The 25,173-nt window shown below is 60.1% G+C and carries 17 protein-coding genes and 1 other RNA gene; 12 read left to right on the forward strand and 6 right to left on the reverse strand.

Annotation, left to right across the window (positions count from 1 at the left end):
- Positions 1–91 precede the first annotated feature (91 nt).
- The 4 genes from guaD to xdhA form a co-directional block, all read right to left on the reverse strand.
- Complete coding sequence (gene guaD / locus PSH88_RS10380) at positions 92–1,396, reverse strand: guanine deaminase (RefSeq protein ID WP_305426132.1); 1,305 nt, start codon at positions 1,394–1,396, stop codon at positions 92–94.
- Positions 1,397–1,404: 8 nt separating this feature from the next.
- Positions 1,405–2,256, reverse strand: coding sequence for a xanthine dehydrogenase accessory protein XdhC (gene xdhC / locus PSH88_RS10385; RefSeq protein WP_305426133.1), 852 nt, complete (start codon positions 2,254–2,256; stop codon positions 1,405–1,407).
- A 118-nt stretch (positions 2,257–2,374) separates the two neighbouring features.
- A complete protein-coding gene (xdhB, locus tag PSH88_RS10390; RefSeq protein ID WP_305426134.1) occupies positions 2,375–4,774 on the reverse strand; it encodes a xanthine dehydrogenase molybdopterin binding subunit in 2,400 nt (799 codons plus the stop codon).
- The gene (gene xdhA, locus PSH88_RS10395) at positions 4,767–6,221 is read right to left on the reverse strand and encodes a xanthine dehydrogenase small subunit (protein WP_305426135.1); all 1,455 of its coding nucleotides are present in this window, start codon (positions 6,219–6,221) and stop codon (positions 4,767–4,769) included. Before xdhA ends, xdhB begins: the two co-directional genes overlap by 8 nt.
- A 266-nt stretch (positions 6,222–6,487) precedes the next feature.
- On the opposite strand from xdhA, the gene PSH88_RS10400 reads away from it, so the two are divergent.
- From PSH88_RS10400 to ffs, 6 genes are all read left to right on the forward strand, one after another.
- Positions 6,488–7,147 (forward strand): GntR family transcriptional regulator, encoded by a 660-nt coding sequence (locus PSH88_RS10400; RefSeq protein ID WP_305426136.1) that lies wholly within the window; start codon positions 6,488–6,490, stop codon positions 7,145–7,147.
- 2 nt (positions 7,148–7,149) lie between these two features.
- Positions 7,150–10,638, forward strand: a complete 3,489-nt coding sequence (smc, locus tag PSH88_RS10405; protein WP_305426137.1) for a chromosome segregation protein SMC — start codon at positions 7,150–7,152, stop codon at positions 10,636–10,638.
- Positions 10,639–10,896: 258 nt separating this feature from the next.
- Entirely contained in the window at positions 10,897–11,757 is an 861-nt protein-coding gene (zipA, locus tag PSH88_RS10410) for a cell division protein ZipA (protein WP_305426138.1), read from the forward strand.
- Between the two features lie 105 nt (positions 11,758–11,862).
- Positions 11,863–14,220 carry an NAD-dependent DNA ligase LigA gene (gene ligA, locus PSH88_RS10415; RefSeq protein WP_305483529.1) on the forward strand — a complete coding sequence of 786 codons (2,358 nt, stop codon included), beginning with the start codon at positions 11,863–11,865 and terminating at the stop codon, positions 14,218–14,220.
- A gap of 193 nt (positions 14,221–14,413) precedes the next feature.
- On the forward strand, positions 14,414–15,577 hold the full coding sequence (locus tag PSH88_RS10420; RefSeq protein ID WP_305426140.1) for a zinc-binding metallopeptidase family protein: 1,164 nt from the start codon (positions 14,414–14,416) through the stop codon (positions 15,575–15,577).
- 191 nt (positions 15,578–15,768) lie between these two features.
- Positions 15,769–15,865: signal recognition particle sRNA small type (ffs, locus tag PSH88_RS10425), an RNA gene on the forward strand.
- A gap of 170 nt (positions 15,866–16,035) precedes the next feature.
- On the opposite strand, the gene PSH88_RS10430 is transcribed toward ffs, so the two are convergent.
- Positions 16,036–16,362 carry a helix-turn-helix domain-containing protein gene (locus PSH88_RS10430; RefSeq protein WP_007905395.1) on the reverse strand — a complete coding sequence of 109 codons (327 nt, stop codon included), beginning with the start codon at positions 16,360–16,362 and terminating at the stop codon, positions 16,036–16,038.
- Between the two features lie 398 nt (positions 16,363–16,760).
- Between PSH88_RS10430 and PSH88_RS10435 the strand changes: the two genes are divergently transcribed.
- Positions 16,761–18,461, forward strand: a complete 1,701-nt coding sequence (locus PSH88_RS10435) for a putative bifunctional diguanylate cyclase/phosphodiesterase (protein ID WP_305426141.1) — start codon at positions 16,761–16,763, stop codon at positions 18,459–18,461.
- A gap of 15 nt (positions 18,462–18,476) precedes the next feature.
- On the opposite strand, the gene PSH88_RS10440 is transcribed toward PSH88_RS10435, so the two are convergent.
- Positions 18,477–19,226 carry a substrate-binding periplasmic protein gene (locus PSH88_RS10440; protein ID WP_305426142.1) on the reverse strand — a complete coding sequence of 250 codons (750 nt, stop codon included), beginning with the start codon at positions 19,224–19,226 and terminating at the stop codon, positions 18,477–18,479.
- Between the two features lie 144 nt (positions 19,227–19,370).
- Between PSH88_RS10440 and dnaX the strand changes: the two genes are divergently transcribed.
- The 5 genes from dnaX (at position 19,371) to PSH88_RS10465 (ending at position 25,116) form a co-directional block, all read left to right on the forward strand.
- Positions 19,371–21,470 carry a DNA polymerase III subunit gamma/tau gene (dnaX, locus tag PSH88_RS10445; protein ID WP_305426143.1) on the forward strand — a complete coding sequence of 700 codons (2,100 nt, stop codon included), beginning with the start codon at positions 19,371–19,373 and terminating at the stop codon, positions 21,468–21,470.
- A 67-nt stretch (positions 21,471–21,537) separates the two neighbouring features.
- Complete coding sequence (locus tag PSH88_RS10450; RefSeq protein WP_007905413.1) at positions 21,538–21,876, forward strand: YbaB/EbfC family nucleoid-associated protein; 339 nt, start codon at positions 21,538–21,540, stop codon at positions 21,874–21,876.
- A gap of 263 nt (positions 21,877–22,139) precedes the next feature.
- Complete coding sequence (locus tag PSH88_RS10455; protein ID WP_305426144.1) at positions 22,140–23,177, forward strand: NADP-dependent oxidoreductase; 1,038 nt, start codon at positions 22,140–22,142, stop codon at positions 23,175–23,177.
- A gap of 74 nt (positions 23,178–23,251) precedes the next feature.
- Entirely contained in the window at positions 23,252–23,854 is a 603-nt protein-coding gene (gene recR, locus PSH88_RS10460; RefSeq protein ID WP_305426145.1) for a recombination mediator RecR, read from the forward strand.
- Positions 23,855–23,967: 113 nt separating this feature from the next.
- A complete protein-coding gene (locus PSH88_RS10465; protein ID WP_305426146.1) occupies positions 23,968–25,116 on the forward strand; it encodes an acyl-CoA dehydrogenase family protein in 1,149 nt (382 codons plus the stop codon).
- Positions 25,117–25,173: the final 57 nt, after the last annotated feature.

Here is a 25,173-nt window from a genome sequence, read left to right on the forward strand (position 1 = left end):
CATCGCGGGCTTGCCCGCGATGGCTTTCTGACAGGCAATAAAAATCCCCCGGGCTGTACGGCTACGGGGGATTTTTTATGCCTGGAGAAAACTAGCGCTGATGCACCAGATTCCCCGCCGCATACGTCTGCAGAACCGTCCGGTCATCCCCCAGCGTCATCAACACAAACAACGTCTCGGCAATGTTATTGGCCTGCTTAAGGCGATAGCTGAGCAGTGGCGTGGCGTTGTAGTCCAGCACCAGGAAGTCCGCGTCGCTGCCCGGTTGCAGGGTACCGATCTTGTCTTCCAGGCGCAGGGCGCGGGCGCCGCCAAGGGTGGCCAGGTACAGCGACTTGAACGGGCTTAGTCGCGCGCCTTGCAGTTGCATGACTTTGTAGGCTTCGTTCAGGGTTTGCAGCAGCGAGAAACTGGTGCCGCCGCCGACGTCAGTACCGAGGCCGACATTGAGTTTGTGCTTCTCGGCCATCGGCAGATTGAACAAACCGCTGCCGAGGAACAGGTTCGAGGTCGGGCAGAACGCAATCGCCGAGCCGGTTTGCGCCAGTCGCGCGCATTCGTCGTCGCACAGGTGCACGCCGTGGGCGAACACCGAGCGCTCGCCGAGCAGTTGGTAGTGATCGTAGACGTCCAGGTAGCCCTTGCGCTCCGGGAACAGCGCCTTGACCCACTCGACTTCCTTGAGGTTTTCGCTGATGTGGGTCTGCATGTACAGATCCGGATACTCACTCAGCAACTGGCCGGCGAGGGTCAGCTGTTCCGGGGTACTGGTCGGGGCGAAGCGTGGGGTGACCGCATAGTGCAGGCGGCCCTTGCCATGCCAGCGCTCGATCAGCGCCTTGCTTTCGACGTAGCTCGATTCGGCGGTGTCGGTCAGGTAGTCCGGCGCGTTGCGGTCCATCATTACCTTGCCGGCGATCATTCGCAGGTCCAACTGTTCGGCTGCCTCGAAAAACGAGTTCACCGACTGCGGATGCACGCTGCCGAACACCAAAGCAGTGGTGGTGCCGTTGCGCAACAATTCCTTGATGAAGATATCCGCGACTTCATCCGCGTGGGCCTTGTCGGCGAACTGGCTTTCGCACGGGAAGGTGTAGGTGTTCAGCCAATCCAGCAGCTGTTCGCCATAGGCGCCGACCATGCCGGTTTGCGGCAAGTGGATGTGGGTATCGATGAAGCCCGGAGTGATCAGCGCGTCTTGATAATGGGTGATCTCGATGTCGGCCGGCAGGGTCGGCAGCAATTCGCTGGCGTGGCCGATGGCGCTGATCTGGCCGTTATCGACCACCAGCAGGCCGTCTTCGAAATACTCGTAGGAGGCTTCGATACCCACTTCGGCGGGATCGGCGATGCTGTGCAGGAGGGCGGCGCGGTAGGCTTTGCGAGTCAGAGGCATGGGGGTTCTCAATTTTGGTTCAAAGCTTGGCTGCGGCGCGAAGCAGGCAGCAGCTTGGCGATCGATGATCCGGCGCTGGCGGTGTGCTGGCCGAAATTCGCGTTATAGGTGGCGATGATTTCGCCGGCGATGGAGATGGCGATTTCCACAGGCAACTTGCCTTTGACTTCGCCGATGCCCATCGGGCAGCGCATGCGTTGCAGTACGTTGCTGTCGAAACCGCGGTCGCGCAGACGGTGTTCGAACTTCACCCGTTTGGTCTTCGAACCGATCAGGCCGAAGTAGGCGAAGTCGTTGCGCTTGAGGATCGCGGCAGTGAGTTCAAGGTCGAGCTGATGATTGTGGGTCATGACGATGCAGTAGCTGCCGGCGGGCAGGTCGTCGACTTCGTCCAGCGGTTCTTCGGTGACGATTTTGCGTACGCCGTGGGGAATCTGTTCAGGGAATTCATCTTCCCGCGCGTCGATCCAGCGCACCCGGCAGGGCAGGCTGGCGAGCAGCGGTACCAGAGCCCGACCGACGTGGCCGGCGCCGAACACGGCAATCTGCGCCTGGACCTGCCCCATCGGTTCGAATAGCAATACGGTCACACCGCCGCAGCACTGGCCCAGGCTGGCGCCGAGGCTGAAGCGCTCCAGATGGGTGTCCTGTCGGCCGCTGGCCAGCATCTCGCGGCCGATCTGCATGGCCTTGTATTCCAGATGCCCGCCACCGATGGTGTCGAACGTTTGCGTGGCGCTGATGACCATCTTCGAGCCGGCATTACGCGGTGTCGAGCCGAGCTCTTCAATGATGGTCACCAACACACAGGGTTCACCCCGGGTTTGCAGGTCGGCGAGGGCGTCGATCCAGTTGTACATGTTTTCACCCCTACAACATTGTTGTCTGTTCGGGCCTCATCGCGGGCAAGCCACGCTCCCACAAGGATTGCATCGTACCTGTGGGAGCTGGCTTGCCTGCGATGGCCGCGACCCGGTTTTACAGCGGAGCCAACTCGGTTTCGATCGCAACAGCCTTCGCCACTTTCAACTGGCGCATCTGCTCACAGCCCCACAACACCCGCTCCGGGGTCGCCGGTGCGTCGATTTTCGGTTGATGCTGGTAGTCGCCCAAACTGGCCACGGCGTCCTTGATCGCGCACCACGCGGCGATACCGAGCATGAACGGCGGCTCACCCACGGCCTTGGAATGGAACACCGTGTCTTCCGGGTTCTTGCGGTTTTCCACCAGCTTCACCCGCAGGTCCAATGGCATGTCCGCCACCGCCGGGATCTTGTAGCTGGCCGGGCCGTTGGTCATCAGTTTGCCTTTGTCGTTCCACACCAGTTCTTCCATGGTCAGCCAACCCATGCCCTGGATGAAACCACCCTCGACCTGACCGATGTCGATCGCCGGGTTCAGCGAGTCGCCGACGTCGTGAAGGATGTCGGTGCGCAGCATCTTGTATTCGCCGGTCAGGGTATCGACGATCACCTCGGCGCAGGCCGCACCGAAGGCGTAGTAGTAGAACGGCCGACCACGGGCCTGGCTGCGGTCGTAGTAGATTTTCGGGGTCTTGTAGAAGCCGGTGCTCGACAGCGACACCTGGGCGAAATACGCCTGCTGGATCAGCGATTCAAAGGTCAGGATGTGATCGCGAACCCGCACGTGACCGTTGTGGAATTCCACGTCTTCTTCGCTGACTTTGTATTGCCGCGCGGCGAACTCCACCAGGCGTTTCTTGATGATTTCCGCTGCGTTTTGCGCGGCTTTACCATTGAGATCGGCGCCGCTCGAAGCCGCGGTTGGCGAAGTGTTCGGTACCTTGTCAGTGTTGGTCGCGGTGATCTGCACGCGGTCCATTTCCACCTGAAACACTTCAGCCACGACTTGCGCAACCTTGGTGTTCAGCCCCTGGCCCATTTCGGTGCCGCCGTGGTTCAGATGGATGCTGCCGTCGGTGTAAATGTGGATCAGTGCACCGGCTTGGTTAAGGAAACTGGCGGTGAAGGAAATGCCGAATTTCACCGGGGTCAGCGCCAGGCCTTTTTTCAGGATCGGGCTGTTGGCGTTGTAGCGACGAATCGCTTCGCGGCGTTCAGCGTACTGGCTGCTTTCTTCCAGTTCGGCGGTCATTTCCTCGAGCATGTTGTGCTCGACGGTCTGGTAGTAATGAGTGATGTTGCGCTCGGTCTTGCCATAGTAGTTGGCCTTGCGCACCGCCAGCGGATCGAGGCCCAGATGGCGGGCGATCGCGTCCATCACTTCTTCGATGGCGACCATGCCTTGTGGGCCGCCGAAACCACGGTAAGCGGTGTTCGACGCGGTATTGGTCTTGCAACGGTGACCGTTGATGGTTGCGTCGCCCAGGTAATACGAGTTGTCGGCATGGAACATCGCGCGGTCGACAATCGATGCCGACAAATCCGGTGAGCAACCGCAATTGCCGGCCAGTTCCAGCGCAATGCCGTGCAGGCGGCCGGTGCTGTCGAAGCCCACGTCGTACTCGACGTAGAAGGGGTGACGCTTGCCGGTCATCAGCATGTCTTCGACCCGCGGCAGGCGCATTTTGGTCGGCTGACCAGTCAGGTGCGCAATCACCGCGCACAGGCATGCCGGGCTTGCCGCTTGAGTTTCCTTGCCGCCGAAACCACCGCCCATGCGGCGCATGTCGACGACGATTTTGTTCATCGACACGTCCAGCACTTCCGCCACCAGTTTCTGTACTTCGGTAGGGTTCTGGGTCGAGCAGTAAACGATCATGCCGCCGTCTTCGGTCGGCATCACCGAAGAGATCTGGGTTTCCAGATAAAAGTGTTCCTGGCCGCCGATGTGCAGTGTGCCCTGGATGCGATGTTCAGCAGTGGCCAAAGCAGTGGCCGAATCGCCGCGCTGATGGGTATGACTGTCGAGCACAAAGTGACGTTTGCGCAGGGCTTCGACCACGTCCAATACAGGTTCGAGATCTTCGTATTCGATGATCGCGGCCATGGCCGCTTTGCGCGCGGTTTCCAGGTCTTTCGCCGCCACGGCCAGTACCGGTTGACCGACGAACTGCACGTCATCGATGGCCAGCAACGGGTCGCCCGGCAACAGTGGGCCGATGTCTTTCAGGCCTGGCACATCTTCGTGGGTAATGGCGATGCGCACGCCTTCGAAGGCGTAGCAGGGCTGGGTGTCGATGCTGATGATTTTCGCGTGGGCGCGGTCCGACAGCCGTGCGTAAACGTGCAGCTGATTGGGGAATTCCAGCCGATCGTCGATGTACTGCGCTTCACCGGACACATGCTTGTCGGCACTGTCGTGCTTGACGCTGCGGCCGACACCGGTGGTCAGGTCCTTGGCGAACAATTCAGCCAGTTCGGCTTGGGTCTTCTCTACAGCGTGATGATTAGACATAAGCGGTCACCCGAGTCTCGATGTGCGGTGTTTGCAGTTCGATGAAGTATTTACGCAGCAGGTTTTGCGCGCTGAGCAGGCGATATTCCTTGCTGGCGCGGAAGTCCGAGAGCGGTGTGAAATCTTCGGCCAGTGCGGCGCAGGCGCGTTCGAGGGTGGCGTTGTTGAACGGCGCGCCAACCAGTGCGGTTTCGCAGTTTTTCGCGCGTTTCGGGATAGCCGCCATGCCGCCGAAGGCGATCCGGGCGTCGGCGATCACGCCATTGTCTATACGCAGGTTGAAGGCGGCACAGACCGCGGAAATGTCATCGTCCAGACGCTTCGAAACCTTGTAGGCGCGGAACAGTTGTTCAACGCTGGCCCGCGGCACGATGATCTTTTCGATGAACTCGCTTTCCTGACGCGCGGTCACCCGGTAATCGATGAAGTAATCTTCCAGCAACAGGGTGCGGCGGGTTTCGCCTTTGCACAGGACAATCTGGGCGCCGAGGGCGATCAGCAGCGGTGGTGAGTCACCGATCGGCGAGGCGTTGCCGATGTTGCCGCCGAGGGTGCCCTGATTGCGGATCTGCAAGGAAGCGAAGCGTTGCAGCAATTCGCCGAAGTCCGGGTACTCGGCCTTCAAGGCGTCGTAGCAGTCGGAGAGGGCAGTGGCGGCGCCGATTTCCAGTCGATCGTCGAAACGTTCGATGCGTTTCATTTCGGCAACGTTGCCGACGTAGATCATCACCGGCAAGGTACGGTGGAATTGCGTGACTTCCAGCGCCAGGTCGGTGCCACCGGCCAGCAGGCGAGCCTGTGGATAAGCGTCGTAGAGGTCGGCCAGATCGGCCACGGTCAGCGGCACCAGGCAGCGTTTGTCGCCACTGTTGAGTTCGCCGATGTCGGTAGGGGCGATGGCTTTCAGGCGAGCGATGGTGTCCGCTTCTCGCGCATCGAACTGGTCCGGTTGTTTACCGCAGCAGGATTGTTCGGCGGCGGCCAGGATCGGCCGATAACCGGTGCAGCGGCAGAGGTTGCCGGCTAGTGCTTCGTGGGCTTTATGGGCGTCGGGCTCGTAGCTGTTCTTTTGCAGCGCGAACAGCGACATCACGAAACCCGGGGTGCAGAAGCCGCACTGCGAGCCGTGGCACTCGACCATGGCTTTTTGCACGCTGTGCAGCTCGCCTTGGTGCTTGAGGTCTTCGACGCTGATCAGTTGCTTGCCGTGCAAGGAGGAGACGAACGTCAGGCACGAGTTGAGGCTGCGATAGCGAATGTGTTCGCGGCCATCGTCGTCCGTCTGCAACTCGCCGACCACCACGGTGCAGGCGCCACAGTCGCCGCTGGCGCAGCCTTCTTTGGTGCCGGGTTTGCCGACATGTTCGCGCAGGTAATTGAGCACGGTCAGGTTCGGGTCCAGGGCGTGCTCGCTACGGAGTTCCTGGTTTAGTAAAAACTGGATCACGGAAGGCCTCGCAAACTCATTATTGTTGTTAACCGACATGAGCCGAATTTATCAGGTCTGACTTTTCGGTCAATGATTTTCTGACTTAAAGGTCAGGAAATAGCATTTTGTCGATCAACGACTCGTTCATTCATTATTGACCCTCGCGGGATAGCTTGCCTTTTGCGTGAATCGTGCCAAAAACCGCTGGGTGGGCACTCCGCCATGACCCATCAATTGCGCTACACTGCGCCGCTTGTGCAGATCGAAGAGTTTGAAGGACAACCATGACGTTCAAGGCGCCGGACAGCCTCGCCGAGCAAATCGCTCACCACCTCGCCGAACGTATCATTCGCGGCGAAATGAAGCCGGGGGAGCGCATCCAGGAACAGAAGGTCACGCTGGCCCTCAATGTCAGCCGCGGTTCGGTCCGTGAGGCCTTGCTGATTCTCGAGCGCCGCCACCTGATCGCGATTTTGCCGCGACGTGGCGCCCATGTGACCGAACTCACGGCGCACAAGGTGCAGAGCCTGTGCACGTTAATGAGCGAGTTGTACATTCTGCTCGGCAACGCCGTGGCCAGCGGCTGGCAAGTCCAGGCCGACATGGCGCCGTTCGTGCAGATCCAGCAGCGCCTGACCGACAGCTACGAACGCCAGGACATCCGCACGTTCGTCGACGACAGCTTCAGTGTGATGCGCGCCGCGTATCCGTTCGCCAACAACCCGTACTTGCAGGAAACCGTCGAGAATCTGCAGCCAGCCATGAGCCGTGCGTATTTCCTCGCGCTGGATCAGCGCAAGGCCTCGATGAGCGAGTTCCTCGAGCTGTTCGAACGCTTGCTCGCTGCCGTGCTGGCTCGTGATTTTCCTCAGATTCGCGTAGTGCTGACGGCGTATGCCCAGCGCAGTTGCGATCTGGTGATTTCTGCCCTGACGGTCGCTTAAGCGTGCGGCTCAAGTGCATCAAACTGGCGGGGTTCAAATCCTTCGTCGACCCGACCACGGTGAACTTCCCCAGTAACATGGCGGCCGTGGTCGGCCCCAATGGTTGCGGCAAGTCGAACATCATCGACGCCGTGCGTTGGGTGATGGGCGAGAGCTCGGCCAAGAACTTGCGCGGCGAGTCGATGACCGACGTCATCTTCAATGGTTCGACCAGCCGTAAACCGGTGAGTCAGGCCAGCATTGAGCTGGTGTTCGATAACACCGACGGTACCCTGCTCGGCGAATGGGCTGCCTATGCGGAAATTTCCATTCGCCGCAAAGTGACCCGCGACAGCCAGACCACCTACTACCTCAACGGCGCCAAATGCCGCCGTCGCGATATCACCGATATCTTTCTGGGTACCGGCCTTGGCCCGCGCAGCTATTCGATTATCGAGCAGGGGATGATCTCCAAGCTGATCGAATCCAAGCCCGAAGACCTGCGCAATTTCATCGAAGAAGCCGCCGGTATTTCCAAGTACAAGGAGCGTCGGCGCGAGACTGAAAACCGTATCCGCCGCACCCACGAAAACCTTGCCCGCCTGACCGACCTGCGCGAAGAACTCGAACGTCAGCTTGAACGCTTGCACCGCCAGGCCGAGGCCGCCAAGAAGTATCAGGAATACAAAGGCGAGGAGCGTCAGCTCAAGGCCCAGCTGTCGGCCCTGCGCTGGCAGGCGTTGAACGAACAGGTCGGCCAGCGCGAGTCGATCATCGGCACTCAGGAAGTCACCTTTGAAGCCCTGGTGGCCGAGCAACGCAATGCCGACGCCGCTATCGAACGCCTGCGTGACGGTCATCACGATCTGTCCGAACGTTTCAACCTGGTGCAGGGGCGTTTCTATTCGGTCGGCGGTGATATCGCCCGGGTCGAGCAGAGCATTCAGCACGGTCAGCAGCGCTTGCGTCAGTTGCAGGACGACCTGAAAGAAGCCGAGCGCGCGCGGCTGGAAACCGAGTCTCACCTGGGTCACGACCGCACCTTGCTGCTGACCTTGGGCGAAGAGCTGGACATGCTCACGCCGGAACAGGAAGTCACCAGCGCCGCCGCCGAAGAAGCCGCCGCGGCCCTCGAAGAATCCGAAACCACCATGCACGGTTGGCAGGAGCAGTGGGACACCTTCAACCTCACCGCCGCCGAGCCGCGCCGTCAGTCTGAAGTTCAGCAGTCGCGAATCCAGCAGCTGGAAACCAGCATGGAACGTTTGGCCGATCGCCAGAAGCGCCTTGGCGAAGAGCGTGCGTTGCTGTCGGCGGACCCGGAAGACGCGGCGATCATGGAGCTCAGCGAGCAGTTGGCCGCGAGTGAAGCGACGCTGGAAGATTTACAGGCCAGTGAAGAAGCGCAGGTCGAGCGCCTTGAGCAACTGCGTCAGGAACTGCAGCAAGCGCTGTCGGCGCAGCAGCAGGCCCAAGGTGATTTGCAGCGCCTCAACGGACGACTGGCGTCGTTGGAAGCCTTGCAGCAAGCCGCGCTCGATCCTGGCACCGGCACCGCCGAATGGCTTCGCGAGCAGCATCTGGCGGATCGTCCTCGTCTGGCCGAAGGCCTGAAGGTCGAGGCCGGTTGGGAACTGGCGGTGGAAACCGTGCTCGGCGCCGACCTGCAAGCGGTGCTGGTGGATGACTTCGGTGATTTCGATCTGGCCGGGTTTGCCCAAGGCGATTTGCGCCTGCTCAGCCCGGCCACCGATGGCGTGCGCATGCCCGGCAGTTTGCTCGACAAGGTCGAGGCGCAGATCGATTTGTCGCCATGGTTGGGGCAGGTCAAACCGGTCGACAGCCTTGAGCAGGCCTTGGCCTTGCGCGGGCAATTAGCCGCCGGCCAAAGCCTGATCAGCCGCGACGGTTACTGGGTCGGCCGACACTTTTTGCGTGTGCGCCGGGCCAGCGAAGCGGAAAGCGGCGTGCTCGCCCGTGGCCAGGAAATCCAGCGGTTGGGCCTTGAACGCGAAGAGCGCGAAGCCACGGTCGAAACCCTGGAAACCCAACTTCAGAATCTCAGGGCGCAACAGCGTCAGCAGGAAAACGGCCGCGAACATTTGCGCCGTCTGCTGCAAGACGAAGCCCGCCAGCAGGGCGAGTTAAAAGCCCAGTTATCCGCCGGCAAAGCCAAGGTCGAGCAGTTGACTCTGCGCCGCACCCGTCTTGACGAAGAACTTACCGAGCTGAGCGAACAGCGCGCCCTGGAACACGAAAACATCGGCGAAGCGCGCCTGCAATTGCAGGAAGCCCTCGACAGCATGGCGCTGGACACCGAGCAGCGTGAGTTGCTGCTGGCCCAGCGCGACAGCCTGCGCGAACGCCTCGACCGGGTGCGTCAAGAAGCCCGGCAGCACAAGGATCATGCGCATCAATTGGCGGTGCGCCTCGGTTCGCTGAAGGCGCAACACGATTCCACTCGCCAGGCCCTTGAACGGCTGGAAATGCAGTCCGAGCGCCTGACCGAGAAGCGCGAACAGCTCAGCCTCAATTTGGAGGAGGGCGAGGCGCCACTCGAAGAACTGCGCCTGAAACTCGAAGAGCTGCTCGACAAGCGCATGACCGTCGACGAAGAACTCAAGACCGCGCAAATGGCCATGGAAGATGCCGACCGCGAACTGCGTGACGCCGAAAAGCGCCGCAATCAGGCCGAGCAGCAATCGCAATTGATCCGTGGCCAACTCGAACACCAGCGCATGGAATGGCAAGCCCTGACCGTGCGTCGCAAGACCCTTGAAGATCAGTTGCTGGAAGACGGCTACGACCTCCACGGCGTGATAGCGACCCTCGTCGCGCAGACCAGCGAGAAAGATGCCGAAGAAGAACTCGAGCGCATTGCCGCGCGGATTCAGCGCCTCGGCGCGATCAACCTCGCGGCCATCGACGAGTACCAGCAACAATCCGAGCGTAAACGTTATCTGGATGCGCAGAACGACGATCTGGTGGAGGCGCTGGACACGCTCGAGAACGTGATTCGCAAGATCGACAAGGAAACCCGAAACCGCTTCAAAGATACCTTTGATCAGATCAATGGCGGTTTACAGGCCCTTTTCCCAAAAGTTTTCGGTGGAGGACGCGCGTATTTGGAACTGACGGGCGAAGATCTACTCGATACAGGGGTAACGATCATGGCGCAGCCGCCAGGAAAGAAGAACAGCACCATCCATTTGCTCTCCGGTGGCGAAAAAGCCCTGACTGCATTGGCCCTGGTATTTGCGATCTTCAAGTTGAATCCGGCGCCCTTCTGCATGCTCGATGAGGTTGACGCGCCATTGGATGACGCTAACGTTGGACGCTACGCACGGCTGGTCAAGGAGATGTCGCAGACGGTGCAGTTCATCTACATCACCCACAACAAGATCGCCATGGAAATGGCCGATCAATTGATGGGGGTGACGATGCACGAACCGGGTTGCTCGCGTCTGGTGGCAGTAGATGTGGAGGAGGCGATGGCCATGGTGGACGCCTGAGTCATTGCGTGTAGGGCAGGTATTTTTGAGCTGTAGGGCTTTTTACCTGCCTTGACTTGCTGGCCAATCGACATAATTCGCGCAAGCCACTGTGACAGACGGTGTAAAGTTGCCTTTGGTCGTGCTAGTTTAATGTCAATTTTTCGTATACGTGGGCAAAACGCCTGTCAGAACATAGAGTTGGCGCCACGTTTTAAAGCGGTTTGCACAATGTAAACCCCTTATTTTTCAGCATTTTTTATAGAGGCACGGGATTACATGGAAATCGGTCTGCGCGAGTGGCTGATCGTCATCGGCATTATTGTCATTGCCGGTATTCTTTTCGATGGCTGGCGTCGCATGCGCGGCGGCAAGGGAAAACTGAAATTTCGTCTTGACCGAAATTTGTCCAACCTGCCGGACGAGGACACCAGCGCCGAGCTGTTAGGCCCGCCCCGTGTGCTGGACACGCATAAGGAACCGCAACTGGACGAGCACGACCTGCCGTCGGTGAGCATGCCTGCGCGCGAACCCCGCGAGTCCCGCGAATCGGGCTCCAAGCGCGGCAAGCGTGGCCATGGCGAGCCATCGCAAGGCGACTTGAACCTCAACCTGGACCTGGACGGCGGCCCGAGCTTCAACAGCCGTGACGACGATTTCCCGGATGACACCAAGCCTGCCAGCCCGGCCGATAAAGATCAGCCGCAAGCCGAAGAAGTGCTGGTGATCAGTGTGATCTGCCGCGATCCGGCCGGCTTCAAGGGCCCAGCACTGTTGCAGAACATTCTGGAAAGCGGCCTGCGTTTCGGCGAGATGGATATTTTCCACCGTCACGAAAGCATGGCCGGTAACGGTGAAGTCCTGTTCTCCATGGCCAATGCGGTCAAGCCGGGCGTCTTCGATCTGGATGACATCGATCATTTCAGCACCCCGGCGGTGAGCTTCTTCCTCGGTCTGCCAGGTCCGCGTCATCCGAAGCAAGCCTTCGACGTGATGGTAGCTGCGGCACGCAAACTGTCCCAGGAGCTGAACGGCGAACTGAAAGACGACCAGCGCAGCGTGTTGACCGCCCAAACGATTGAGCACTACCGTCAGCGCATCGTCGAGTTTGAACGCCGCGCATTGACCCAGAAGCGTTGATCTGTAGGAGCCAGGTTTGCCGTACCGCTGGCTCCTACAATGATTTGTACAGCATCAACAGATTGAGCAGCCTCGGCTGCTCTTTTGCTTTATGAGAGAACACCCATGACTGCCGCCGAAACCCGCATTCTAGAGCTGCGCGCCGAGCTCGATCAGCACAACTATCGCTACCATGTTCTGGACGAGCCCAGCATTCCGGACGCCGAGTACGATCGCCTGTTCCACGAGCTCAAGGCCCTCGAAGCAGCGCATCCCGAATTGATCACCAGCGACTCGCCGACTCAGCGTGTCGGCAGCGCCGCATTGTCGGCGTTCACTCAGGTGCGTCATGAAGTGCCAATGCTCAGTCTGGGCAACGCCTTCGAAGAAACCGACATGCGCGAATTCGATCGCCGGGTGACGGAAGGGCTGGACCTGCCGGTCGGCGACTTGTTCGGCGGTGGCGCAGCGGTGGAATACAGCTGCGAACCCAAGCTCGATGGCCTGGCGGTCAGTCTGCTGTACCAGGACGGTGTGCTGGTGCGCGGCGCCACTCGCGGCGATGGCACCACCGGCGAAGACATCAGCGTCAACGTGCGCACCGTGCGCAATATTCCGCTCAAGCTGCACGGCACCGGCTGGCCGGCGACCCTCGAAGTGCGTGGCGAAGTGTTCATGTCCAAGGCCGGTTTCGAGCGGCTCAACGCCACGCAACTGGAAGTCGGCGGCAAGACCTTCGCCAACCCGCGTAACGCGGCGGCGGGCAGTTTGCGGCAGCTGGATTCGAAGATCACCGCCAACCGTCCGCTGGAATTCTGCTGCTACGGCATCGGCCAGATTTCGGCCGATATCGCCGACACGCACATTGGCAATCTGCAGCAACTCAAAGCCTGGGGGATGCCGATCAGCCATGAGCTGAAACTGGCGCACGGCATCGAAGAATGCCTGGATTACTATCGCGACATCGGCGAGCGTCGCAATGCGCTGCCCTATGAAATCGACGGCGTGGTGTTCAAGGTCAACAGCATTGCGTCCCAGCGTGAACTGGGCTTCCGCGCTCGCGAACCGCGCTGGGCGATTGCGCACAAATTCCCGGCCATGGAAGAGCTCACCGAACTGCTCGACGTGGAATTCCAGGTCGGTCGCACTGGTGCCGTGACGCCGGTGGCGCGTTTGAAACCGGTCAGGGTTGCGGGCGTCACCGTGGCCAATGCGACCTTGCACAACATGGATGAAGTGGCGCGGCTGGGCCTGATGATTGGCGACACCGTGATCATTCGTCGCGCCGGTGACGTGATCCCGCAAGTGGTGCAAGTGGTTGTCGAGCGTCGTCCGCAGGATGCCCGGCCGGTGCAGATTCCCGAGCAGTGCCCGGTCTGCGGTTCCCATGTCGAGCGCACGCAACTGGTCAAGCGCAGCAAGGGGCGCGAGACCATCAGCGAAGGCGCGGTATACCGCTGCGTCGGGCGTCTGGCCTGCGGTGCGCAACTCAAGCAAGCGATCATTCACTTTGTTTCGCGCCGTGCCATGGACATTGAAGGTCTGGGCGAGAAGAGCGTCGAGCAACTGGTAGACGAAGGCCTGGTGAGTTCGCCAGCCGATCTCTACGCCCTGACGTTCGAGCAGATCGTCGACCTGGAAGGCTTTGCCGAACTGTCGAGCAAGAACCTGCTCGCTGCTATCGAAGACAGCAAGCAGCCGAGTCTGGCACGCTTCATCTACGCCTTGGGCATTCCCGATGTCGGCGAAGAGACGGCCAAGGTCCTCGCGCGTTCTCTCGGCTCGCTGGAGCGGGTTCAGCAGGCGTTGCCGCACGTGCTCACGTACTTGCCGGATGTCGGCCTGGAAGTGGCTCACGAGATTCACAGCTTCTTTGAAGACGCGCATAACCAGCAGGTGATCAAGGATCTGCTCAGGCATGGCCTGCAGATTCAGGATCAGGGCGAGCTGGGTGCCGAGTTTTCCGCCAGCACCACGCTGGGCGGCTTCCTCGACAAATTACACATCCCTTCGGTCGGGCCGGGCGGGGCGCAGAAGCTTGCCGATAAGTTCGGCTCGCTCGAAGCGGTGATGAGCGCTGATTGGCTGGACATGCGTCAGGCACTGCCGGAGAAGCAGGCAACTTCGGTTCGCGAGTTCTTTGCGGGCACGGAAAATCGTCAGCTCGCCGAGGCCGCCGAAAAGCAGCTGCTTGATTTCGGCATGCATTGGCAGAGCGAGAAAAAAGTCGTCGAAGGGTTGCCGCTGGCCGGGCAGACCTGGGTGCTGACCGGTTCGCTGGAGCTGATGAGTCGCGATGTGGCCAAGGACAAGCTTGAAAGCCTTGGCGCCAAGGTGGCCGGTTCCGTGTCGGCCAAGACCCATTGCGTGGTCGCCGGCCCGGGCGCGGGATCGAAGTTGGCCAAGGCCAATGAGTTGGGGTTGAAGGTGCTGGATGAAGAGGCGTTTGTCGAGTTTCTGAAGAAGCACGGTATCGACGTTTAAAATCGCCAAGATCGCAGCCTTCGGCAGCGCCTACACCTGTTGATCGTTCCCACGCTCTGCGTGGTAACGCATCCCGTGACGCTCTGCGTCACAACGGACGCGTAGCGTCCGGGGCGGCATTCCCACGCAGAGCGTGGGAACGATCACGGTACAAGAATGATCTAGTCTTGGCAGGCCCCAGGGAGAGATCGCCATGTACCGCTTTTTCGAACAGCTCAGTTCACGCATCGCCGCGCCCTTCATGGGTGAGCGTTCGCGCAACAGCAAGGTCTGGCATTGCCGCTGCGGGCAATCGCTGTTCTTTCGCAACAGTCAGTGCCTGGCCTGCTCGGCGGCGCTGGGTTATCAGCCGCAGCAGAGTCGCTTGTCTTCGCTGCAGCCCGGCCCGCAAGCGGATACCTGGTTGCTCGACGCCGATCCCGACGCCGGTGTGTTCCGTCGCTGCGCCAATCTTGATTCCCCGGCCGCGTGCAACTGGTTGCTGCCGGCCAATGATCACGATGGGTTGTGCACCGCCTGTAGCCTGAATCGCACCATCCCCGACCTGTCGATCCCCGAGAATCACGAGCGCTGGCGCAAAGTGGAAATCGCCAAGCGTCGTCTGGTGGCACAGCTGTTCAGCCTGGGTTTGCAGGTCATTCCGAAAACCGTGGACGAAGAGGCCGGTCTGGCCTTCGACTTCATCGGTATCGACCTCGAAGGCAAACCGCCGACCACCGGGCATGCCAACGGTCTGATCACCCTCGATATCAAGGAAGCCGACGACGCCCACCGCGAACAGGTCCGCGTGCAGATGCACGAACCTTATCGCACGCTGCTCGGTCACTTTCGTCACGAGGTAGGGCATTACTACTGGGACCGTTTGGTCGCCAACAGTCATTGGCTGGAACCGTTCCGCGGCCTGTTCGGCGACGAGCGTGAAAGTTACGCCGAGGCGCTTGAGCGGCATTATCAGCAAGGCGCTCCGCTCGACTGGCAGCAATATTACGTCAGTGCCTACGCCACCATGCACCCTTGGGAAGACTGGGCGGAAACCTGGGCCCACTATCTGCACATGATGGATGCAGTGGACACTGCGCTGGGTTTTGGCATGAGTGCGCAGGAAATGGATTTTGATTATCAGCCGTTTCCGCCGAGCACGCTCTTCGACCCGCAGCACCCCGGCGGTCCGGCGTTCCTGTCGTTCGTCAATGCATGGATCGAACTGGCCGGCATGCTCAATGAACTGTCACGCAGCATGGGACAGCCGGATTTCTATCCGTTCGTCCTGCCGCCGGCGGTGATTGCCAAGCTGCACTTCATTCACCTGGTGATCCAGCAAGAGGGCGGCAGGGCGGATGAGGTGTTGGCGCAATAGGATCAAAAAGATCGCAGCCTTGTAGCAACTGGCGCAGCCGAACTCAGCCTTCAGCAGATCGCGGTGTTTCGGGGTCAGCGCATGTCCTTGAAGAGGCTCATATTTTTTAATCCGCCCGAATGGTTGTAACTTCGTCTCAGATAGGTACAATGGCGCGGCTCGCCGTCAGGTGAGCGTCGTTATGGTGACCCCATCGGTCCCCCCGCAACGATCAGCCGTGAACCCGGTCAGGCCTGGAAGGGAGCAGCCGCAGCGGTGACATTGTGTGCCGGGGTGTGGCTGGTGGGGTTGCCTCCATAACGCAGCACGAACCCTCTTTCGTGTTTTCTGTTTAAAATACTGTTTTGTTTTCCCTGCCATGGAGCTCATCCAGGGCGGTGTTTCGTCGTTTCCGAATTAAAGAACGGGATATAAAAAGGAGGCCGATCTGTCGCGTTCGACAGATCGGCCTCTTTTTTTCATTTACTGGCACTAGGCTTGGACAAGGCCTGGTCAACCGCTGCGATCAGCTTTCCCAGATCCTTCGGGGTGGCTTTGTGTATGACGCTGAACAGGTATGCCCGCTGTTCATCTTCGTCTTCCAGATCTGCGAAAAAGGCTTTCAGCTTCACGCCCAGCACGTCGGCAAGCAAAAACAATGCTTCCACGCTGGGGGTATAGGTGCCGGTTTCGAAGCGACTGATGGTTTTAGGGTCAAAACCGGTTTTTTCGCCGAGTTCAGCCTGAGTAAGCCCTGCGACCTTACGGTAGCGTCGGATGGCCGGACCCAAACTTGAAATTTGCATCGCTCAATTCCCATTTAGAATCAAGAACTTAACGATAGATTTTTGCATTAGGCAACCGCATGATCCATCACCTTGCTTTGCAAAATGTGATGCATTTCGTAGAATCGCCGCTTCGAAGGGTTTTGGGTGATCCGCTTTCTGAAGTTTAGGCGATATGAAACAGCCAGCATTGCGTTCCCTGCCGGGTATACGCAAAGGCCTCTGGCGGTCTGAAGCCTCGCGAAATATTAGCAGAGTCGGTGTTGTTACTTTGCTCTGGATCTTAGGCGTCCGGGGGGGCCATCAAATGCTGTTCATGGAGTGATAACGTGTCTCTGCGCTGTACGTCTCAAAACATCTCTTCCGGGCATCCTGCGCTGGTCGAGCGGTACCACCGCTAGCGACAGTGAGCCTGACTCATGGATGAGAAATACCGCAGGGCCGTGGATGCCGCCGCTATTTTTTCCGAGACCGATCTGAACGGCCGGATTACCTACGTCAACGATCAATTCTGCGCCGTGTCAGGCTACAGTCGCGAGGAACTGCTGGGGCAGAACCATCGTCTGCTGAACTCCGGCCTGCATCCCGCCGATTTCTTCGCCGCCATGTGGCGCACCATCGCCCTGGGCAATATCTGGAAGGGCGAAATCTGTAATCGCGCCAAGGATGGCAGCCTGTATTGGGTCGAGAGCACCATGGTGCCGGTGCTCGATGATGCCACTGGGCGCGTTCACCGATACCTGTCGATTCGTTTCGACATCAGCGAAAAACGCCAGCTCTTGCAATCCTTGCAATGGCGGGTCGGGCATGACGTGCTAACCGGGCTGCCTAATCGCGCGTTCCTGTCGGATTTGCTGGATCAGGCGCTGGAATTCTCCCGGCATGAGAACATTCCGTTGGCGGTGTGCATGCTTGACCTCGACGGGTTCAAGGCGGTCAACGACGGTTACGGTCACGCCAGTGGCGACAGGTTGCTGGTGGAAGTGGCCAAGCGTTTGCGCGACATTGTGCGCGGCGAAGACGTGGTGGCGCGACTGGCCGGTGACGAGTTCGTGCTGGTGCTGCGTTATGTGCGTGATCTGCCGGAATTGTGCGCAGCGCTGAATCGCGTGTTGGGGGCGATTTCGGCGCCTTACACGCTGCATGGCAAGGACATCAATGTGTTTGCCAGTATCGGCGTCACCCTGTTTCCCCATGACAACGAAGATGCCGAAACCCTGCTGCGTCATGCCGATCAGGCGATGTACGTGGCCAAGCAGAGCGGGCGAAACCGCTTTCATCTATTCGATGTCTCTCGGGATCAGGAGGTCAAGGCCACTCACCAGACCGTCGAACGGGTGCGTCAGGCGCTGGTCGCCGGTGAATTGCGCCTGCATTTTCAGCCCAAGGTGAACATGCGCCGTGGCGTGGTCGTCGGTTTCGAGGCGTTGTTGCGGTGGGAGCACCCGCAAAATGGCATGGTGCCACCCCGGGAGTTTTTGCCGCTGGTGGAGGATACCGACCTGATCATCGATATCGGTGAATGGGTGATGGACCAGGTTCTGTCGCAGTTGCACCGTTGGCAGCAAGCGGGGCAGGGCTGGCCGGTCAGTATCAACATCGCGGCGCGACATTTTCAGCGCGCTGATTTCGTCGACCGGCTCAGGCAGCTACTCGCTCGACATGCCCAGGTCGCCCCGCAGATGCTCGATCTGGAAATCGTCGAGTCGGTAGCGATCGAGAATATCCAGCATGTCAGTGCCTGTTTGCAGGCCTGTCAGGCGTTGGGAGTGCAGTTTTCGCTGGGTGACTTTGGCACCGGTTACTCGTCCCTGAGTTACCTCAAGCGTTTGCGAACCCAAACCATCAAGATCGATAAGTCGTTCGTGCGTGACATTCTGAATGATCGTGACGACCTGGCCCTGACCACGGCGGTGATTGGCCTGGCCCGGGCGTTCGGCCGGCAGGTGATTGCCGAGGGACTGGAAAGCCTTGAGCACGGCGAATTGCTGTTGAGGCTGGGATGCGAAGTCGCTCAAGGCTACTTCATCGCTCGCCCGATGCCGCCCGGAGAGGTGCCAGACTGGGTGGCGGGTTTTGTCGCCCCGTCGCAATGGCAGATGCTCGGCCAGACAGCCTGAGCCATCATGCAGCTGCTACTGGTTGGCAGCAGGGTTGCCGGTGTAGAGCCGGATAATGTCATCGATCTCCCCGGACATTTTCATTTGCAGCAATGTGTCCAGAATGCGTTGCACAGGCACCTTGGGGTCGTTGCGCATGTAGCAACCGACGGTTTGTTCGTGTACCAGCGCTACGCTTTGCAGTTGTCGGTCGGGCAGCAGGCGCTGGTTGAACCAGTCCAGGGTCCATTGGTTGCTCACGGCGTAGTGGTAGCGTCCAGCCAGGAGCTTATCCAGCACCTGTTCCTGATTGCGCGCGTCTTCGCGATGCTGCCGGTTGGCGTCGAACAGTGGTTGCAGGGTCGGGTAACTATAGCCGCGCACGGTGCCGATCGACTGTCGCGGCAGGTCCGCCAGGTTGACTGATGTGGGTGAATCGCGCCGGCCAATCAGCAAGTCGCGCTGGACCACCAGCGGTACGCTCCAGATATAGTCCCCGGGCAGGTTCGGTAGCCAGGACTGTGAGACATGGCAGCGGATATCGACTTCGCCGTGGTCCATGGCGTTTTGCACTCGCGCCCGAGGCAATACATGAAACTCCGCGGGCATGCCGACTTGTGTCGCCAGGCTGAGCATGATGTCGTGCAGAATGCCCTGGGTCGGTCGGCCGCGTTCCATTTGCACCATGGGCATGGCCCAGCTGTCGGACACGACAAAGCGCAACGGCACCTCGGCGGCCGCGACGCTCAGGCTGACCAACAGCAGTGCCCCCAAGGCAAAACGCATAAACGCTCCGGTACGGCTCAAACCTGAGCCAATAAAAGCCCCTTAAAGTGCAGCTTAGCCAGAATAGACGAGCGCGCCGGATGCAATTTTGGCCTTGCTCCGCTAGCATTAGCCGCTTCTGTTCCTTCGTTGCGACGGTTTTCGATGAGTTATCAGGTTCTTGCACGTAAATGGCGTCCGCGCTCGTTCGGCGAAATGGTCGGCCAGACCCATGTGCTCAAGGCTCTGATCAATGCCTTGGACAGCCAGCGGCTGCACCACGCGTACCTTTTTACCGGTACCCGCGGGGTCGGCAAGACCACCATCGCGCGGATCATCGCCAAATGCCTGAACTGTGAAACAGGTATCACTTCTACCCCCTGCGGCGAGTGTTCGGTGTGCCGCGAAATCGATGAGGGCCGCTTCGTCGACCTGATCGAGATCGACGCCGCGAGCCGGACCAAGGTCGAAGACACCCGCGAGCTGCTCGACAACGTGCAGTACGCACCGAGCCGCGGGCGCTTCAAGGTCTACCTGATCGACGAAGTGCACATGCTCTCCAGCCATTCCTTTAATGCGCTGTTGAAAACCCTTGAAGAGCCGCCGCCCTACGTCAAGTTCATCCTGGCGACCACCGATCCGCAGAAACTTCCTGCAACGATTCTTTCGCGCTGCCTGCAGTTCTCCCTGAAGAACATGACCCCGGAACGGGTGGTCGAGCATTTGACCCACGTGCTGAGCGTCGAGAACGTGCCGTTCGAAGACGACGCGCTGTGGCTGCTGGGTCGCGCCGCCGACGGTTCGATGCGTGATGCCATGAGCCTGACCGATCAGGCGATCGCTTTCGGTGAAGGCAAGGTATTGGCCGCCGACGTGCGGGCCATGCTGGGTACTCTCGATCATGGCCAGGTCTACGACGTTTTGCATGCGCTGATCGAAGGCGATGCCAAGGCGTTGCTTGAAGCCGTGCGTCACTTGGCCGAACAAGGCCCGGACTGGAACGGCGTGCTCTCGGAAATTCTCAATGTGCTGCACCGTGTGGCCATCGCTCAGGCCCTGCCCGAAGGTGTCGATAACGGCCATGGCGACCGTGATCGGGTGCTGGCATTGGCCCAGGCATTGCCGGCCGAAGACGTGCAGTTCTATTACCAGATGGGCCTGATCGGGCGCCGGGACTTGCCGCTGGCGCCGGACCCGCGCGGCGGTTTCGAAATGGTCCTGCTGCGAATGCTCGCGTTCCGGCCGGCAGACACCGAGGACGCGCCGAGGCAACCGCTAAAGACAGTGGGAATCAGCCAGGCCACAGTTGATTCCGCAAACTCAGTGGCTGCCGCGCGAGTGGTTGCGCCGGTAGTCGCTACGGCCGTTACACCGGCTCCGGTTGCGCCCGTGGTGGCGCCGGCCCCTGTCCCGGTAGCTGCGCCGGAACCGGTCGCGACCGTACCTGTGCCCGTGGTCGCGCCTGAGCCCGAGCCTGTTGTCGAACCCGTAGCGGTCGAAGAAGTCGTCGACCTGCCGTGGAACGACCCGATAGAACCCGAAGTTGTCCAGCAGCCCGCCATCGAGCCGGTCCTGGAAACAGCCGGCGAACAGCCCGAATTGCCACCGATGCCCATGCCGACGCCGGACAGCGTGGTGCCGAACGCGCCGGAATGGGCCGCTGCGCCGATCCCGGAACCGTCCGTGGCCCAAGTCGATGCCGCCACACCAGGCATGGATCAGGACGACGAGCCGCCGCTGGACGAGGACTACATCGAGCCGGACATGGATTCGGCCTATAGCTATCTCGACGAACTGGCCAGCGAGCACACCGCCGAACCTGCGCCGGAACCCGAACCTGAACCGGCCGCGATGCCGGCCACCGGTCTGGCCCTGCAATGGCTGGAGTTGTTTCCGAAGCTGCCGGTGTCCGGCATGACCGGTAGCATCGCCGCCAACTGCACGCTGATCGCCGTTGATGGCGACAACTGGCTGTTACACCTGGACCCGGCCCACAGCGCCTTGTTCAACGCGACGCAACAACGTCGCCTCAACGATGCGCTGAACCAGTTTCACGGGCGCACGCTGACCCTGAGCATGGAGCTGATCAAGCCAGAGCAGGAAACCCCGGCCCAGGCCGCATCCCGCCGTCGTGCCAACCGTCAGCGCGAGGCCGAGGAATCGATCCACGGCGATCCGTTCATCCAGCAAATGATGCAGCAGTTCGGGGCGGTGGTCCGTCACGATACTATTGAACCTGTCGAGGCCCTGGTCAGTCAGGACTAATAACTGAAGGCGCCTGGCTGCACTCGCCGGGCGCTGTTTTTATCCAAGTACTTTTGAGGTGATTCCCATGATGAAAGGTGGCATGGCCGGCCTGATGAAGCAGGCGCAGCAGATGCAGGAAAAAATGGCCAAGATGCAGGAAGAACTGGCCAACGCCGAAGTCACCGGTAAAGCCGGCGGCGATATGGTCACCGTGGTGATGACCGGTCGTCATGACGTCAAGCGCGTGACCATCGACCCAAGCCTGGTCGAAGGCCTGAGCGAAGATGACAAGGAAATGCTGGAGGCGGTATTCGCCGCAGCCGTTAACGACGCCGTGCGCAAGATCGAAGCCAACAGCCAGGACAAAATGTCCGGCGTGACCGCTGGCATGCAATTGCCACCGGGTATGAAACTGCCATTCTGATTCGCCAACGCGCGTCGGATGGGTCACAAAAAAATGCCAGGCATCGCGCCTGGCATTTTTGTTTCTGTCTGTTGGAAGTGTGATGCCTGTGAGGCAGCCTTCGCGGGCAAGCCCGCTCCCACAGGGATCACCTGAATCCTGTGGGAGCGTGGCTTGCCCGCGATGAAGTCACCTCGGTACAACTGACGAAACTTCGAACCCGGCAGCGCCACAAAGGTCTGCTCCCTATACCGCCGAAATTCATCGATCAAGGAGACGCTCACATGCCACAAGCATTGACCCTCAACCAGCGTATCGTCCTGGTGTCTCGCCCGGTGGGCGCGCCGACACCGGAGAATTTCCGCCTGGAGCGGGTAGCGCTGCCAGACCTGGCCGACGATCAGATACTGCTCAAGACGCTTTATCTGTCGCTGGATCCCTACATGCGCGGTCGTATGAGTGACGCGCCGTCCTACGCTGCACCGGTAGAAATCGACGAGGTGATGACCGGTGGGGCTGTCAGTCGTGTCGAACGTTCGCTGCATCCGAAATTCCATGAGGGTGATCTGGTGGTCGGCGTTACGGGATGGCAAAGCCACAGCATCAGTGACGGGCGCAACATCATTCCGATCCCGTCCGGGCTACAAAGTCCGTCGATGGCCCTGGGTGTACTGGGCATGCCCGGCATGACCGCCTACATGGGGTTGATGGACATCGGGCAGCCCAAGGAAGGCGAAACCCTGGTGGTAGCGGCTGCGTCCGGCGCGGTGGGTTCGGTGGTCGGCCAAGTGGCGAAGATCAAGGGCTTGCGAGTGGTCGGTGTGGCCGGTGGCGCGGAAAAATGCCGCTATGTGGTTGAGGAGCTGGGCTTCGATGCCTGCATCGACCACAAGCGCCCGGACTTCGCCGAGGAGTTGGCGTTGGCCTGCTTCAAAGGCGTCGATATCTACTTTGAAAACGTCGGTGGCAAGGTGTTCGATGCGGTGCTGCCGCTGCTCAACCCCAAGGCGCGGATTCCTCTTTGCGGTCTGATTGCGTCCTACAACGCCCATGAAGCGCCGAGCGGGCCAGATCGTTTGCCACAATTGCAGCGCACGCTGCTGACCAAGCGGGTGCGGATTCAGGGCTTCATTGTGTTCGACGACTACGGCGACCGTCAGCCAGAATTCATCAGTGCCATGGCGCCGTGGGTGCGTGACGGCAAGGTGAAATTCCGTGAGGACGTGGTCGACGGCCTGGAGAACGCGCCTCAGGCCTTCATCGGTCTGCTGGAGGGGCGCAACTTTGGCAAACTGGTAGTGCGGGTTGCGCGGACTGAATAATTGACGGTGCTATTTGACGCTAAACAGAGGCGCGGGTATAAACCGCGTCTCGTTGTTATGTCGGACTTTTCTCCATGAGCTTCAGCCCTTTGATTCGCCAACTGATCGATGCCCTGCGAATTTTACCGGGTGTGGGTCAGAAAACTGCCCAGCGCATGGCGTTGCAACTGCTTGAGCGTGATCGCAGCGGCGGTTCGCGATTGGCCCAGGCGCTGAGCCAGGCCATGGAAGGGGTGGGCCACTGCCGCTTGTGCCGCACGCTGACCGAAGACGATCTGTGCCCGCAATGCGCTGACCCGCGCCGAGACGACACTTTGCTGTGTGTGGTGGAAGGTCCGATGGATGTTTACGCGGTGGAGCAGACCGGTTTCCGCGGTCGCTACTTCGTGCTCAAAGGCCATCTGTCGCCCCTCGACGGGTTGGGGCCGGACGCCATCGGTATTCCCCAATTGATGGCGCGGATCGAAGAGGCGGGCACGTTCACCGAAGTCATCCTCGCCACTAACCCGACGGTGGAAGGCGAGGCCACGGCGCATTACATCGCCCAGTTGCTCAGCAACAAAGGCTTGATCGCATCACGCATCGCTCATGGCGTGCCGTTGGGCGGTGAGCTGGAACTGGTGGACGGCGGGACATTGGCGCATTCGTTTGCCGGGCGTAAGCCGATTGCCTTGTAGTGTCTGAACAGGCCTCTTCGCGGGCAAGCCTCGGTCAATCTGATTCACACAACTCTATTGAAAACCAAGCAAGCGCTCGGTTAACTTCACTGAACCTTCAGTGGAGCTCGCCGATGCCTGCCTTTCAGGAATACTTCGACCCCAGCCACCAATTGGTCCGCGATAGTGTCAGACGTTTCGTCGAGCGCGAGATTCTTCCGGGCATCGATCAGTGGGAAGAAGCCGAAAGCTTCCCCCGTGAGCTCTACCTCAAGGCCGGCGCGGCGGGGATTCTGGGCATTGGTTATCCCGAAGCCTTGGGCGGCAGTCACGAAGGCGATGTGTTCGCCAAGATCGCCGCCAGTGAAGAGCTGATGCGCTGTGGTTCCGGTGGTCTGGTCGCGGGGCTGGGCTCGCTGGACATTGGTTTGCCGCCGATCCTCAAATGGGCCAGGCCCGAAGTCCGCGATCGCGTTGTGCCTCAGGTGCTGGCAGGCGAGAAGATCAGTGCCCTGGCCGTCACCGAGCCCAGCGGCGGCTCCGACGTCGCCAACCTGCAAACCCGCGCCGTACGTGACGGCGACTCTTACCGGGTCAGCGGCAGCAAAACCTTCATCACCAGCGGCGTTCGTGCGGATTTCTACACCGTCGCGGTGCGCACCGGCGAGCCGGGTTTTGGCGGCATCAGTTTGTTGCTGATCGAGAAGGGCACGCCCGGGTTCACCGTCGGTCGTCAGTTGAAGAAAATGGGCTGGTGGGCGTCGGACACCGCCGAGCTGTTTTTCGATGATTGCCGGGTGCCGGTGAACCATTTGATCGGGGCCGAGAACATGGGCTTCGCCTGCATCATGGGCAACTTCCAGAGCGAGCGTCTGGCCTTGGCGCTGATGGCCAACATGACCGCGCAGTTGGCGCTGGAGGAGAGCCTGAATTGGGCTCGTCAGCGTGAAGCCTTTGGCAAACCCATCGGCAAATTCCAGGTGCTCAAGCACCGTCTCGCGGAAATGGCCACGGCGCTGGAGGTGTCACGGGAGTTCACCTACCGCCAGGCGGCGAAAATGGCCGCGGGGCAGAGTGTGATCAAGGAGATTTCCATGGCCAAGAATTTTGCTACCGACACGGCGGACCGCATTACCAGCGATGCGGTGCAGATTCTGGGTGGTTTGGGTTACATGCGCGAGAGTCTGGTGGAACGGCTGTATCGGGATAACCGGATTCTGTCGATCGGTGGGGGGACGCGGGAAGTGATGAACGAGATCATCAGTAAGCAAATGGGGCTTTGAGTTTTTGCGGTGTTGCGGCTGACGCCATCGCGGGCAAGCCCGCTCCCATGGGATTGT

It is taken from the genome of Pseudomonas wuhanensis, from assembly GCF_030687395.1.
In the GTDB taxonomy this organism is placed as follows: Bacteria; Pseudomonadota; Gammaproteobacteria; order Pseudomonadales; family Pseudomonadaceae; genus Aquipseudomonas; species Aquipseudomonas wuhanensis.

Excerpts from the sequence above, each read along its gene's own strand:
- guaD (WP_305426132.1), bottom strand. The coding sequence starts at position 1,396 with ATGCCTCTGACTCGCAAAGCCTACCGCGCCGCCCTCCTGCACAGCATC.
- xdhC (WP_305426133.1), bottom strand. The coding sequence starts at position 2,256 with ATGTACAACTGGATCGACGCCCTCGCCGACCTGCAAACCCGGGGTGAA.
- xdhB (WP_305426134.1), bottom strand. The coding sequence starts at position 4,774 with ATGTCTAATCATCACGCTGTAGAGAAGACCCAAGCCGAACTGGCTGAA.
- PSH88_RS10400 (WP_305426136.1), top strand. The coding sequence starts at position 6,488 with ATGACGTTCAAGGCGCCGGACAGCCTCGCCGAGCAAATCGCTCACCAC.
- zipA (WP_305426138.1), top strand. The coding sequence starts at position 10,897 with ATGGAAATCGGTCTGCGCGAGTGGCTGATCGTCATCGGCATTATTGTC.
- ligA (WP_305483529.1), top strand. The coding sequence starts at position 11,863 with ATGACTGCCGCCGAAACCCGCATTCTAGAGCTGCGCGCCGAGCTCGAT.
- PSH88_RS10420 (WP_305426140.1), top strand. The coding sequence starts at position 14,414 with ATGTACCGCTTTTTCGAACAGCTCAGTTCACGCATCGCCGCGCCCTTC.
- PSH88_RS10430 (WP_007905395.1), bottom strand. The coding sequence starts at position 16,362 with ATGCAAATTTCAAGTTTGGGTCCGGCCATCCGACGCTACCGTAAGGTC.
- PSH88_RS10435 (WP_305426141.1), top strand. The coding sequence starts at position 16,761 with ATGGATGAGAAATACCGCAGGGCCGTGGATGCCGCCGCTATTTTTTCC.
- PSH88_RS10440 (WP_305426142.1), bottom strand. The coding sequence starts at position 19,226 with ATGCGTTTTGCCTTGGGGGCACTGCTGTTGGTCAGCCTGAGCGTCGCG.
- dnaX (WP_305426143.1), top strand. The coding sequence starts at position 19,371 with ATGAGTTATCAGGTTCTTGCACGTAAATGGCGTCCGCGCTCGTTCGGC.
- PSH88_RS10450 (WP_007905413.1), top strand. The coding sequence starts at position 21,538 with ATGATGAAAGGTGGCATGGCCGGCCTGATGAAGCAGGCGCAGCAGATG.
- PSH88_RS10455 (WP_305426144.1), top strand. The coding sequence starts at position 22,140 with ATGCCACAAGCATTGACCCTCAACCAGCGTATCGTCCTGGTGTCTCGC.
- recR (WP_305426145.1), top strand. The coding sequence starts at position 23,252 with ATGAGCTTCAGCCCTTTGATTCGCCAACTGATCGATGCCCTGCGAATT.
- PSH88_RS10465 (WP_305426146.1), top strand. The coding sequence starts at position 23,968 with ATGCCTGCCTTTCAGGAATACTTCGACCCCAGCCACCAATTGGTCCGC.